We start from the raw sequence: 13,242 nt of genomic DNA, 5'->3' as shown, positions 1-13,242 counted from the left end.
TTTTTAGGGAGCTCAACATTCAGAATTATGACAACTCGCAGAGATTTTCTTAAACACACGCCCTCCCTGATTGCCCTGCTGTCAGGCCTTCCTTCTTTAGCACAATCAGCCACAGACGGTCTGGTCGCCAAAAAATCGATCATACTACGTTCCTCCTGGCAGACGGTCAACATCGGAGATATTGGGCATACGCCCGGCGTACTGACTTTGCTGGAAAAATACCTTCCCGACGTAGAGGTTCGCTTATGGCCGTCCAGTGTCGATAATGGCGTGGATGAACTGCTACGTCGGCGATTCCCGAAAGTGCCAATTATTAAAACACCGGAAGAGATTGCGCTGGCCTTTAAAGAATGTGCGTTTCTTCTCCACGGATCGGGGCCATCACTGGTTGCTACCGGCAGTGTTGTTCAATGGGATAAAGAAACGGGCAAACCGTTTGGCGTGTATGGCATTACGTTTCCGGGTGTTTACAGTCCTGATCCGAAAGCCATGGTGACGCCCAACCCGCAAGCTGTCGAAATGCTGAACAAAGCAAAATTTGCCTTGTTTCGGGATTCTCCTTCGATGGATTTTGCTAAAAAGAACGGCGTTCACAACCCGATCATGGAGTTCTGTCCTGATGGAGCGTTTGCTGTGGATTTGCGGAACGACCAGGCAGCCACTACGTTCATGAAGGAACACGGCCTGGAAGAAGGAAAATTTATGTGCGTCATTCCGCGTAACCGTTTTACACCGTACTGGGAAATTCCGGCTAAAAAAACGGCCTTCGACGAAAAGCGGGATACCCGTAACAAGGAAATGCGCGAACATGACAATGCACCCCTTCGGGAAGCTATTATCGCTGTTGTTCGACAGACAAATATGAAAATTCTGATTTGTCCCGAAGATGAAACGCAGGTGAAGCTAGGCAAGGAAATCCTGCTGGATAAATTGCCCGACGATGTCAAGTCCAAAGTGATCTGGCGTGACAAATACTGGCTGACCGACGAGGCCGTTAGTACCTACATCCGATCGGCGGGTATGTTTGGTTTAGAAATGCATTCGCCCATTATGTGCATCGGTAACGGGATTCCAGCCATCGTTGGCCGATTTGCCGAACAAACCAGTAAAGGGTTTATGTGGCGGGATATCGGCCTGGGCGACTGGCTTTTCGACATGGATAACGAACAGGATATTGCCCGTTATGCACCGGCGGTATTAGCGATGGCAAAAGACCCAAAAGCAGCCAAAGCCAAAGCGGCCAAAGCCCGGAAATTTGTGGAACAACGCCAGCGTGAAACGATGGACTTAGTCAAAAAGAACGTAACCGCCGTTTGATTCGTAGTAAACCTGCGAATACCGGAAACGGGTTCATTCATCCTTCGGAGCAGGCTATGGCCCGGCTGATAATGTACTACGTTCAGTACGATCATCAACGGCCTCAGACCGGGGTCCTTACCAGAGCCTGACCAATCAACTGGGCTGCGGTACGGACCCCGACGGTAAATCCAAAAAAAGGGCCAAAGCTCTGACCCGCGGCAAAGCTGCTGAAATACAGACCAGTAATGCTGCTTTGAAACTGGTGATCCAGCAAGGGAGACCCATTCTGAGTCTTTAGCGCTGTCTGAATGGAGTCGGAGAGGAACGGCAGACGAGCTACATTGACCTGATAACCCGTTGCCAGGATGAGGGCATCAATATCCAGGTGCAGGCCAGTATTTAACCCGATCCGTAGTGAATCATCCGGTTGCTGGTTTACCCATACGACCTCCGTACGTGGGTAAAGACTGACGTCCGGCTGATTAATACGCTTTTCAAGCCAGGGTTCCAGCTTTAAGCGTCCTTCTGCCCAGAGCTTATGGCGATATTCCTGCTGTTGCTGGGTCGATAAGCAGCTAAACCAGTCCGGTTGACCAGCCATTTGCTCGACAATCGTTTCGACCCAGGACCAGTCTGCCTCCTCAAAACGGGGCGTATCGTGCCGGTAACTGATGTGAACGTGCCGGGCACCGGCTTCCCGCAGCAAAGCGGCCGACTCAAAGGCACTCTGTCGACCACCAATCACTAGAACCCGCTTATTCCGATAGGCACTCATCGTAACCGCATCGCAGCTATGCTGAAAATGGCCCGCTGGTAAGAGAGCCACCAGTTCAGGAGGATAATACGCAAAGTGCTCGAAGCCGGTAGCCACTACTACGTTTTGTGCCTGAATGGTATGACCGTTCGCTAACTCAGCGGTAAACAAACCCGTATCATACCCTAAACGTTCTACATAAGCCGGGACCACAGGGATACGAGCTTGTTGACGAAACCAGTCCACATAGGCAATATACTGCTCCCGGGAAATAGGTGCCGTTGGCGACCGGACTGGATCATGCAACCTCAAGAAAGTATCGATGGTCCACTTATGATCAGGATCAAGATACCAGTTGGCATTCGAGCGGAGTAACATTCCCTGAGGCATATGTTCTTTCCAGAACTCCATAGGTTTTCCTACCAGTTGGTAATCATAGCCCCGTCGCTGTAAATAAGCGGCCAGGCCAAGGCCAAACGGTCCAGCACCAACAATGAGAGTATTGGTTATAGGATGCATAAAGAGGTGTTTGTGGTTGATTCAGAGGAGTTAAACTTACAAAACAATGTATAGCTCAGCAAGGGCTGACCCCTCGTTCAGTGTATGTAAACTTGATGGAGAAGTCGTAAATTGGGCCGGTGAACCAACGCATACGACCCGACGACCTACAGGCCGCTCCCTACAAAGACGTGATTCTAAGTCTAGCCGCCCAATGGGTTCAGGCTAACCTGCCCAGTATTGGGCTGACTTATTCGGACTACATTCGGGATATTGCGACGCTGTTACTAACAACCCAAAGCACAGGTCGGACCACGGGTATTGTACAGGCAGTTCTCGAACAGGCCATCTCGTTGCATAAATCCTCCACTTGGGTTGAGCAGGAGCTTAAGTTTGAGGGCATGGTGGATGGTGCCGACCGAGCCGATTTCCTCCGACTTGATCTTAGTCAGGCCCGTGAGGTCGACGATACCGCACTCGATTTGTACAACGAACGAATAAATCGTTTTTCTGAACATAGCTAAGCATTATATTTCAGACAGCTAAAAGCATTCTTACACGTAGCCACCAATCACGCTAACGTAACGTCGCTGAAAACAGGGAAACGCGCACCATACTACTTATTCACTACGTAGTGATTTAACCGGATTCACCACAGCGGCCCGGATACTTTGAAAGCTGACGGTGAGTAAGGCGATTCCAATCGCCAGCAAACCCGATAAGACAAATAGCCACCAATCGATCGCGATTTTGTAGGCAAAGTCGTTTAGCCACTGGTTCATGACGTACCAGGCAATCGGGCTGGCAATCAGAATAGCCAGCAGCACCAGTTTTACGAAGTCTTTGGAGAGCAACGTAACGATACTGGCGACGCTGGCGCCGAGCACTTTCCTGATCCCGATTTCTTTGGTACGTTGCGTGACAACAAATGAAACCAGACCATACAAACCCAGACAGCAAATCAGAATAGCGATACCTGTGAACGTATTGACCAGCCGGAAAATCAGACTTTCCGTTTCGTAGAATTTCGCCAGTTGTTCGTCTAAATACGCGTATTCAAACACCTCGTTCGGGTATAGTTTCTCCCATACTTGCCGAATGCGCTGAAGCGTTTGTGCTGGATCATGACCCGATACACGAATGCCTGCTTCCTGAAAAAACGGTGAATGACAGGCAATAAAACAGGGCTGAATCTCGTCGTGGAGCGAGCGCAGGTGAAAATCTTTGACAACACCCACAATCGGCAGCGCAACCGGCGACAGATAATACTGCATTTTTCGACCCAGAATTTTTTGCGGATCACGGATGTTCATTTTCTTCAGAAACGCTTCGTTAACCAGGTACTCCCGGATTGTATCGCCAGGAGAAAGGTTGCGCCCGGCTACAAGTTCCAGCCCATACGTTTTCAGGTAATCCGCATCCGCTACTCGCTCCCGAACGGGGTAGTCTGCCCATTCCGCTTTGTCGTCCATCTTGAACGAACCGCCGTACAACAGACGTGACGAGGGCGGCTGATGACTGGCGCTGACCGATTTGATTTCAGGGTATTGCAACAGTTCATTTTTGAACGCTTCCCGTCGCTCTTTTTGCGGGTTGGGCAACGTAACAACCACTACGTTATCTTTTTTGAAACCCAGATCCGCTTCATGCAGATAGCGCACCTGTGCTGAAACCACCAAAGCCCCAACAATCAGCGCCTGACAGACAACGAATTGCAGTACGATCAGCGCCTGACGTATTGAATAATTACCCTGCGCGCGAACTGGCAAAGCGCCCTTCAGCGCAGCCCACGGACTGAATCCCGATAGAACGGCGGCCGGGTAACCTCCTGCCAGAACAATAACCGATCCCAGCAGCAGAAGAACAAAACCAAGCGTTGGCGCATCCAGCTCCAGCGATAAATAAGTGGACAGCCACTGGTTGAAAAGCGGCAACGTAACAAGGGTCAGCAATACGGCAAAGCCTGTTGCGGTCAGGACGATAAGTGTGGTTTCGAGCAGAAATTGACGAATGAGTTGGGCCCGCGTACTGCCGAGCGTTTTACGAATACCAACTTCTTTGCTTCGACGCAACGCCTGCGCCGTAGCCAGATTCACAAAATTGATGCAGGCAGTCAGCACCAGAAACAAGCCAACTAACCCCAGCGACCAAAGCAATGACGGACGAATGGCCCCGCCCACAACGCGTTTTACGTCGAAATGTACATCACGTAGTGGCTGAAAATGAAATTGGTAATAGCGCGCGTCGGCGCCGAAATGTTTCTTCAGCAGGGCAGGCATGGCCGCTTCCAGATTGGCAACGGATTCCGGATTTTTTAACGTAACGAAAAGTCGGTCGGTACTCATGAGCCATGACCAATCGTTCTGATTGTACGAAGAATCCAGCCTGGATAGTGTCGATATAGAAATAAACAGATTGATGTCGAGGTCAGTGGTTTTGGGCGGATCGGCCAGAACGCCGGTTACTTTAGCGTCGGTCAAATGATTGAGCGTTAGCGTCTTGCCGATGGGGTTTGCGTCGCCAAAATATTTCTTCGCCCACGATTCGGTCAGTACTACGCTGTTCGGCTCACGTAGCGCCGTTTTGGCATTGCCCCGAAGCCATTGGTAATCCAGCATATCGAACAGTTCGGGCTCGACCAGGGCCGTGCTTTTGTGTTCCAGAAAACGGGTTTGGGGTGAGGATGACGTAACATTTCGGGGCTCGACCGTTAAGTCACGGTTCATCTTCAGATAAGCGGCCTGCTCCACCTGCGGATAATCGGTACGTAACGTTTTCGCCATGGGAAGCGGAGCTTCAGGGTAATACTCTACTGAGCCGTCGGCCAGATGTAAATCAGTTACCACACGGAAAATTCGTTCGAACCTGGTATGATGACGGTCAATGCTAAGATGATAGCGGATAAACAGAAAAATCAGCAGTCCGCTCGTCATACCGATGGTCAGACCCGTTACGTTCAGGAGCGTGTAAGCACGTTGCGAAAGCAGGTTCCGCAGGGCGATTTTGAGATATGAACGAAGCATAATTTTTTGGTAGATTTGTTGAAAACAACAGCTTATGTATTTTCCTGCCGCAACAGAGCCATCTTTGGTTGTCGAAGATTTGGGTATATGCAAACCCATTGATCATCAGCGTATTATATCTCTGTTGGCAATCGGTTTAGGGGTCCTGTATCACCGCGAAAAAGCGATTGCGCTGGAGCCATTGCCCGAGACGGTGCTCGATGAAGGAAAGACAAGCCGTAACGACGGACCGCCTGCGCCGGACGTATCGTTGCGAGATAACCAACTGGCCCAAACCCCCATCATTATTGAAATCTGTCATACAAACGGGTTGAAAGGAGATTTGCGTAAAGTAATTCAGCTGAAAGACGAAGATGATTATGGAATTCGTGAAGGCTTTGTCTACGATTACCGAACAGGCAAATGGCTTCGCTATCGCTTTGGCGACGGTGGCCTGACAACCGAATCGTCGTTTTCGGAAATCCTTCAGTTAGACCTGAGTCAGTTTTTGTAGCAAGGGGCAGAGGGCATGGGGCAAGGAGGAAGACTAGCAACACTCCTCCCTTTGCTCCATGCTCTCTGCCCCTTGCTATTCACTACGTAGCGATTTCACCGGATTCACCAGCGCGGCCCGGATGGCTTGCGTACTGACAACAAGGCCCGTCAGTAAGGTCAGCGCGAAAGCGACCAGCACGAACGGCATCCACGATACGTCCGTCCGGTAAGCAAAATGCGTTAACCAGTCGTTCAGAAAATAGTAGGCAATCGGCCAGGCAATCGTGTTGGCAATCAGCAAAATCAGGACAAATTCGTTCATGAACAGGTTGACGATGCTGAACGTAGTGGCTCCCAGTACTTTCCGAATCCCGATCTCTTTGGTACGTCGCGTTACGTTGAGTGATACCAGCCCCAGCACACCCAGCAACACAATTATCAGTGCTAGCGTAGTAGCCAGTTTAGAGGCTTTCTGGAGCTGCATTTCGGTCTGATACAACCGCTGGAGCGTATCGTCCATGAAGGCATACTCGAAAGGAGCGTCAGGAAAAATCCGCGACCATTCTTGGTCAATACGTTCTACTGTTTCCGCCAGCCGGCCGGGAGCAATGTTAAACGAAAAATAACGATAAATGGGATTGGTACGTACGTTCAGAACGATGAGTGGATTGATCGTTTCGTGCAAAGAACCGAAGTGAAAATCCTTTAAAATACCGTCTACCCGGTACGTCCGGCTATCACCCTGAAACCGAACGTATTGACCTATCGCTTTCGCAGGGATGGTCCAGTTCAAGGCTTTAGCCGCCGATTCATTCAGAACAACGCTCGTGGAGTCGTAAGCGCCACCGTTCGCATTAAAAAATCTCCCTTCCCGCATCGACAATCCGTACGTTTGCGCGAAATGTTCATCAGTCGTCAGTACCGTAACAACGGCCGCCTGACTGCTATCGCGGCCCTGCTGAAACAACCGACCACTACCACTGCTCTTGCCGTCCGGAATTTCGAACGAAAAGCTTACCTCTCGCACGCCCGGAATGCGGGCCAACTGGTTTCGAATCCCTTCCATCCGCTGCACTCCGCCGGGCGACCAATCGCGGGGCACCGACGCTACGGTCATAATCTGCTCTTTCTGGTAGCCTAACTCTTTACTGAAAAAATAAGCAACCTGCCGCCCAATCACCACCGCGCCCACAAAAACGAAGATGGCAACGATGAACTGAAACACAATCAATGCCCGGCGAAACCCAACACCTTTCTCCATTGATGCGGTCAGTTTCCCTTTCAGCGACGCTACCGATGGCAAAGCCGACAAAATGAAAGCCGGGTAACTGCCCGCCAGCAGGCCAATGAGCAGCACCAAACCAAACAGACTAGCGTAGGAAACTGGCGACCAGTTGATTAGCGACGGAATGGGACGTTCCAGTACGTCGGCAAATAGGGGTCGGAAAATCTCGTGAAAACCCAGCGCCAGTAACGTAGCGCCGACCGTAAGCAACAGCGATTCCGCTAAAAACTGCCCAATGAGCTGCTTCTTCAGTCCACCCAGCGCTTTTCTGACCCCTATTTCGCGCAGACGTGTTGCCGACATACCGATGGTAATGTTTACGAAATTGACCACGGCCATTAGCAGAATAAATACGCCAATCAAACTCAGCGTCAGCACCATTTTCTCGACCAGCCCATTCTGCGCTTTCAGGTAATACGTTTCGAGCGGACTCAGGTAAGCCTGTAAATTTCCTTTGAAGCTGGGCGGGGCATACGTTGCCAATACGTTGGCAAGAGGTTTCGTTAACTGCTCAGACGTAACACCGGGTTGCAGTTCCAGATACGTTGGTATGTACTGATTCTGCCAGGAATCGATACTGGCTTTTGATGAGAAATAGCCGACGTCCCGCATCGGAATAAATAGCTGATCGGGCTTGGGCAGCAGGCCCGTTACGCTGTTTCGGGGTAAATCCTGCAAGACACCCGTCACCGTAAATACCTGTTTCCCGGCAGCGGGTGTTTGTACGGTTAGCTGTTGACGCAGTACGTCGGTTCTACCAAAAAACTTCTGCGCTACCTGGGCTGTAATGACAATCGAATTTGGTTCGAGAAGGGCTGTTTTCGGGTCACCGTAAGCCATCGGAAAACCAAACATGGACACGAGTGTTGAATCGCCGATTTGAACACTTTCCCGGAAATGCTTCTCGCCATTCGATACAATAGCCGTGACTCCGTAAAATCGGTAATAATTGGCAATCAGGTTTGGATACAGTTGCTTGAGCGTCGGACCAAGAGCCCCTAGCGTAGTAATGTCCATACCCATATTTTCCTCCCGCCAACGGCTCTGTATCAGATACTGCTGAGTGGCGTTACGTAGCGTTTTATTAACGGCCAGTTCACCCTGAATGTAGTTGCCGATGAGCAGCAGGAACGTCATGCCTACCGTTAGGCCAAGTAACGTAACGAGCGCGTAGAAACGACGCCGAAGGAGATTGCGAACCGCAATTTTTAGATAGTTCTGAAGCATAAGCCAACCGATTTACGATGTCGGCACGAAGGTATCGACAATCGAATATGGTTTGCGCTTTTGCCTGATTAGTAGCCTGTTAAAAAATGTTAAGCGTTCTCAAGGCTGAACAAGATTCCATCAGACTTTATAGTTCTTACTCCGAACGTAGCGCTTTTACGGGATTCATCAGGGCGGCTTTGATGCTCTGAAAACTCACTGTCAGCAGGGCAATACCGATGGCCAAAAGCCCTGCTACCGCAAACATCCACCATTCAATATCTATTTTGTAGGCGAAGTCATTCAGCCATTGGCTCATGGCGTACCAGGCCAGCGGGGAGGCAATCACAATGGCAATTACGATAAGCTTCAAAAAATCTTTGGACAGTAAGCCAATGATGCTGGTAACGCTGGCGCCCAGCACTTTACGAACACCAATCTCTTTGGTACGTTGTTCGGCCATAAAAGCAGCCAGCCCAAACAGGCCCAGGCAGGCGATCAGCACAGCCAATACCGCGAATGTCAGCGCAATCGTACCAACCCGTTGCTCTGCCCGGTACATATCATCGAAGCTGTCGTCCATAAACTGGTAGCTGAATGGCTGCCCAGGCGCAATCTGTTTCCATTTAGCTTCTATCTGTTTCATCAGGTCGGGCACGTTTGCGTTGCTGAACCGGAACGCAGCCGCTCCGGAACTGGGCTGGAGGGTCATCGACAAGGCACCGATGTTACGTCGGAGCGATTCGAAATGGAAATTTTTAACAACTCCAATGATCGTATAGGTTTTGCGGGTCTTAAGTTTTGGATCGTCGTACGACCAGATCCGTTTACCGATTGGATCTTTAAAGCCCAAAATACGTACGGCGGCTTCATTCAGAAGGATGCCTGCCGAATCGGCGCCAAAATTGCGGGAGAAATCACGTCCCTGGACTAACTGTATGCCGAGCGTTTTCAGGTAATCGTAATCAACGCCCCAGTTCTGCATATTTATTCCTTTGTTCAGATTCGTCTGGCCTTCCGCAAAAAACGCATTATCGCTACGGTCGGAGGGGGTTGGGAGGTAGCCCGAAATGCTGCCGCTAACCACGCCAGGCAGACGTAACACTTCCTGCCGAAATGCTTCGGTTTGGTTACCCAGCGCATACAAATCGTTGATCTTCAGAACCTGGTCGCGGTTAAAACCTACGTTCTTCGTCTGAATGTACGTGATCTGGCGATACACAATCAATGTTCCGATGATGAGCACCACCGACATCATAAACTGAAAAACAACCAGTCCACTACGTAGTCCGGCGCTCCGAAAACTCACGTTAATTCGCCCTTTCAACACCGTAATTGGCTGAAAAGAAGACAGGAAGAAAGCCGGATAGCTACCAGCCAGCAAACCGACGACTAGTGGTAAAGCAATGAGCAGGGGTAAGTAGTAAGTGGATGTCAGTTGGCTGATAGCCAGCGATTTGGCTGAAAGTTTGTTGAATTCAGGCAGCGTAATGGCAACCAGGCATAACGCCAGCACCATAGCCAGCGTCGTTGTCAGGATAGACTCGGTCATAAACTGGCCAACCAGTTGTTGGCGCTCAGACCCCATCACCTTTCGCACGCCCACTTCCTTCGCCCGATTCGCCGAGCGGGCTGTGGCCAGATTCATGAAATTAATACAGGCAATGAGCAGAATGAAAAAGGCTACAGCTGAGAAAATGTAGACGTACTGAATATCGCCATTGGGAGCCAGTTCAATTTGTTGTTTAGAGTACAGGTGAATATCCGTAAGGGGAATCATCCAGTAATTGAGGCTGTTGCCTGCTTTGCGAAACTGCTCCATGGTTGAACCAGTCATTTGCATGGCCTGCGGACCCACGTATTTCTCAATGACCGTATCGAAGTTTTTGGCAAATGCCTGCGCATCTGTACCGGGCTTCAACAGTATATACGTATGGTGGTTATTGCTGAGCCATTGCCCCCAGGGGTAATTGTCATTGAGCATGCTCACAAAGAAGTCGCTATGGAAATGTGCATTCGTAGGCATGTCACGCATGACACCCGTTACGTTAAACGTTTTGTTGTTGTCAAACATCATCGGCTGACCCATTGGATTCTGATTGCCGAAATGTCGTTTAGCCGCTGATTCGCTGATGACTACTGAATTAGGCTGCGCGAGTGCCCGTTTGGGGTCGCCCGAGATCAGGGGCAACGTAAAGACGTCGAACAGGGTAGAGTCGGCAAACGTAATATTGTCTTCGCGCAGATTGATTGTTTCGCCAGCTCGTTTCACTAACCACGTTCCCTGCTGGTGAAGCCGTACGAACTGTTCGACCTGCGGATAATCTTTCTTGAGCGTCGGACCTATCGGATCAGGCGAAACGGCAAAATGCATATCGTTACCGCCAAACTTAATGTCGGCATGGATGCGGTAAATACGGTCGGCTTTTTCATTGTAGCGGTCGAAACTCAGTTCATCCAACACATAAAGCATAATGAGCATGCAACAGGCCATACCAACAGCCAGACCAACGATGTTGATGAACGTAAAGCCCTGCTGCTTACGTAGTGTCCGCCAGGCAATTTTAAGGTAATTGGTTAGCATGTCTTTCGCCTTACTGTTTGATTCATAATAAACTTATCTACTGAACGCACCTACGAATCAGAGAGCCAGAAACGTAGCACTTTTTAACCCATGTTCTTCGCTTTCTGCTTTATCAGAGTCGCTGTAGATGCACCGAATGCAGGAGTACGTCCGTTACGTTCCTGATGGCTAATGTTTCTGAATTTTGCTGGGCTCCGGCGCAGACAGATTCTTTTTCAGAATTACCCATAAAACAAAAGGCAAGAATCAACAGCATCAGCAGGACTTTCATAAAAATGCTAAGAAAAGCAAGTTGCGCTTTCATGATTCAGTAGAAATTTGTGTAGTGAAAAGAGGATGTTCAGTTACGTTCGTGCTAGGATCGTGCCATGTCGCTAACGTACTAAAAACTAGGGATTTATGGGTGGGTTATAAAAAGCTCTGTCCACTATCGGACATATTTTGTACGACAGTGGACAGGGTATACCAGAGGCCCTGAGCAGCGGGTCAAGGGCCACGGAAACGTAGTATAAGGGGGAGTTACAATCAACCGATTATCTCTTTTGCTTATTCTTTTGTTTCCTAGTTCGGTATTAAACCATGCGGATCAATGACGAATTTTTTAGCCGCTCCTTTATCAAAATCGTGGTAGCCTTGCGGAGCTTTATCGAGGCTGATTACTTCAACATTTACGGCTTTGGCAATCTGAATTTTATCGTACAGAATAGCATTCATCAATTGCCGGTGATATTTCATTACCGGGCACTGGCCTGTATAGAATGAGTGCGATTTGGCCCAGCCCAATCCGATCCGAATAACCAGGTTTCCCTCTTTGGCAGCCTCGGTCGATGCGCCGGGGTCACCCGTTACGTAAAGTCCTGGAATGCCAATCGCGCCACCTGCCCGCGTAACGGTCATGGCAGAATTAAGAACGGTGGCTGGCAATTCGGTACCAACGTTGGCGCCGTGCCCCCGGGCTTCAAAACCGACGCAATCAACCGCCGAGTCGACTTCGGGAACGCCAATGATTTCGGCAATCTGGTCAGGAAGTGGCGTGTCCTTACGTAAATCCACAACTTCACAACCAAAGCTTTTTGCCTGTTCCAACCGCTCTGGTATCATGTCCCCAACAATGACAACGGCAGCACCTAACAAATGGCAGGAAGCGGCAGAGGCTAGTCCTACTGGGCCAGCACCAGCTATGTAGACAATGGAACCAGGACCAACCCCCGCTGTTACGGCTCCATGATAACCCGTTGGAAAAATGTCGGAGAGGAGCGTCAGATCACGGATTTTGGCCATTGCCTGATCTTTGTCTGGAAATTTCAGCAAGTTGAAATCGGCGTAAGGAACCATTACGTATTCGGCCTGGCCACCAACCCAGCCGCCCATATCCACATAACCGTAAGCGGCTCCAGGACGTGACGGATTCACATTCAGACAGATACCTGTTTGGCCAGCTTTACAGTTTCGGCAACGTCCGCAGGCAATATTAAAGGGAACGGATACCAGATCGCCTTTTTTAATGAATTCGACATCTCGTCCAGTTTCAATAACCAGACCAGTTATTTCGTGACCTAGTACTAATCCCGCCGGGGCTGTTGTTCGACCACGAACCATGTGCTGGTCGCTGCCGCAGATGTTGGTTGAAACGATCTGCAGAATGACCCCATGATGACATTGGCGATCACCGAGGGCCAGTTTAGGATACTCAATGGACTGTACTTCAACCACACCGGGTTTTACGTAGGCAACACCATGATTCTGACACATAATCGAACAGGGTTTAGAGGGTTAAAGGAAATGGCAAAGTCACTTTCAACAACTAATGGCTAATCGCATCGACACCAGCCTGCGCAACCGTATGGTCATTTTCAACGGTGCTGCCCGAAACACCGATAGCGCCGATAATGTCGCCCTCGGCGTTTTTAATAGGAATGCCGCCCGGGAACGTAATCAAACCACCGTTTGAGTGTTCAATGTTGTAGAGTGAACCACCCGGCTGCGACAGTTTGCCAATTTCTCCAGTGGGCATATCGAAATACCGAGCCGTTCGGGCTTTGCGCTGCGAAATATCAATTGACCAGAGCCACGCCCCCTCCATATGGACAAAGGCCATCATATTCGCACCCGCATCGAC

10 protein-coding genes are annotated in these 13,242 nt (G+C 49.9%); 3 read left to right on the top strand and 7 right to left on the bottom strand.

Annotation, left to right across the window (positions count from 1 at the left end; all coding sequences use genetic code 11):
* The first annotated feature begins 27 nt into the window (after positions 1-27).
* Complete coding sequence (locus ACOJS8_RS24225) at positions 28-1,317, top strand: polysaccharide pyruvyl transferase family protein (protein WP_420151138.1); 1,290 nt, start codon at positions 28-30, stop codon at positions 1,315-1,317.
* A gap of 103 nt (positions 1,318-1,420) precedes the next feature.
* Here the strand turns inward: ACOJS8_RS24225 and ACOJS8_RS24220 are convergent, their stop codons facing one another.
* Positions 1,421-2,572 (bottom strand): NAD(P)-binding domain-containing protein, encoded by a 1,152-nt coding sequence (locus tag ACOJS8_RS24220; RefSeq protein WP_420151137.1) that lies wholly within the window; start codon positions 2,570-2,572, stop codon positions 1,421-1,423.
* A gap of 119 nt (positions 2,573-2,691) precedes the next feature.
* Between ACOJS8_RS24220 and ACOJS8_RS24215 the strand changes: the two genes are divergently transcribed.
* Positions 2,692-3,075 carry a hypothetical protein gene (locus ACOJS8_RS24215; RefSeq protein WP_420151136.1) on the top strand — a complete coding sequence of 128 codons (384 nt, stop codon included), beginning with the start codon at positions 2,692-2,694 and terminating at the stop codon, positions 3,073-3,075.
* A gap of 96 nt (positions 3,076-3,171) precedes the next feature.
* On the opposite strand, the gene ACOJS8_RS24210 is transcribed toward ACOJS8_RS24215, so the two are convergent.
* Positions 3,172-5,574 carry an ABC transporter permease gene (locus ACOJS8_RS24210; protein ID WP_420151135.1) on the bottom strand — a complete coding sequence of 801 codons (2,403 nt, stop codon included), beginning with the start codon at positions 5,572-5,574 and terminating at the stop codon, positions 3,172-3,174.
* Between the two features lie 34 nt (positions 5,575-5,608).
* Here ACOJS8_RS24210 and ACOJS8_RS24205 point away from each other — a divergent pair, with 34 nt between their 5' ends.
* Entirely contained in the window at positions 5,609-6,067 is a 459-nt protein-coding gene (locus tag ACOJS8_RS24205; protein ID WP_420151134.1) for a hypothetical protein, read from the top strand.
* A 75-nt stretch (positions 6,068-6,142) separates the two neighbouring features.
* On the opposite strand, the gene ACOJS8_RS24200 is transcribed toward ACOJS8_RS24205, so the two are convergent.
* The 5 genes from ACOJS8_RS24200 to ACOJS8_RS24180 all read right to left on the bottom strand — a co-directional run.
* On the bottom strand, positions 6,143-8,560 hold the full coding sequence (locus ACOJS8_RS24200) for an ABC transporter permease (RefSeq protein ID WP_420151133.1): 2,418 nt from the start codon (positions 8,558-8,560) through the stop codon (positions 6,143-6,145).
* 136 nt (positions 8,561-8,696) lie between these two features.
* On the bottom strand, positions 8,697-11,123 hold the full coding sequence (locus ACOJS8_RS24195) for an ABC transporter permease (RefSeq protein ID WP_420151132.1): 2,427 nt from the start codon (positions 11,121-11,123) through the stop codon (positions 8,697-8,699).
* A 112-nt stretch (positions 11,124-11,235) separates the two neighbouring features.
* A complete protein-coding gene (locus ACOJS8_RS24190; protein ID WP_420151131.1) occupies positions 11,236-11,427 on the bottom strand; it encodes a hypothetical protein in 192 nt (63 codons plus the stop codon).
* Positions 11,428-11,684: 257 nt separating this feature from the next.
* The gene (fdhA, locus tag ACOJS8_RS24185; protein ID WP_420151130.1) at positions 11,685-12,875 is read right to left on the bottom strand and encodes a formaldehyde dehydrogenase, glutathione-independent; all 1,191 of its coding nucleotides are present in this window, start codon (positions 12,873-12,875) and stop codon (positions 11,685-11,687) included.
* 52 nt (positions 12,876-12,927) lie between these two features.
* The coding region (locus ACOJS8_RS24180; RefSeq protein ID WP_420151129.1) for a GlcG/HbpS family heme-binding protein at positions 12,928-13,242 on the bottom strand (315 nt) is incomplete at its 5' end.

Origin of the sequence: Spirosoma sp. (assembly GCF_048594605.1) — a bacterium.
In the GTDB taxonomy this organism is placed as follows: Bacteria; Bacteroidota; Bacteroidia; order Cytophagales; family Spirosomataceae; genus Spirosoma.
This window is presented reverse-complemented; position numbering and strand designations above follow the sequence as displayed.

What these genes read in the sequence shown, in the direction of transcription:
- ACOJS8_RS24225 (WP_420151138.1), top strand. Translation starts at nt 28, where the DNA reads ATGACAACTCGCAGAGATTTTCTTAAACACACGCCCTCCCTGATTGCC.
- ACOJS8_RS24195 (WP_420151132.1), bottom strand. Translation starts at nt 11,123, where the DNA reads ATGCTAACCAATTACCTTAAAATTGCCTGGCGGACACTACGTAAGCAG.
- fdhA (WP_420151130.1), bottom strand. Translation starts at nt 12,875, where the DNA reads ATGTGTCAGAATCATGGTGTTGCCTACGTAAAACCCGGTGTGGTTGAA.
- ACOJS8_RS24200 (WP_420151133.1), bottom strand. Translation starts at nt 8,560, where the DNA reads ATGCTTCAGAACTATCTAAAAATTGCGGTTCGCAATCTCCTTCGGCGT.
- ACOJS8_RS24190 (WP_420151131.1), bottom strand. Translation starts at nt 11,427, where the DNA reads ATGAAAGCGCAACTTGCTTTTCTTAGCATTTTTATGAAAGTCCTGCTG.
- ACOJS8_RS24210 (WP_420151135.1), bottom strand. Translation starts at nt 5,574, where the DNA reads ATGCTTCGTTCATATCTCAAAATCGCCCTGCGGAACCTGCTTTCGCAA.
- ACOJS8_RS24205 (WP_420151134.1), top strand. Translation starts at nt 5,609, where the DNA reads ATGTATTTTCCTGCCGCAACAGAGCCATCTTTGGTTGTCGAAGATTTG.
- ACOJS8_RS24220 (WP_420151137.1), bottom strand. Translation starts at nt 2,572, where the DNA reads ATGCATCCTATAACCAATACTCTCATTGTTGGTGCTGGACCGTTTGGC.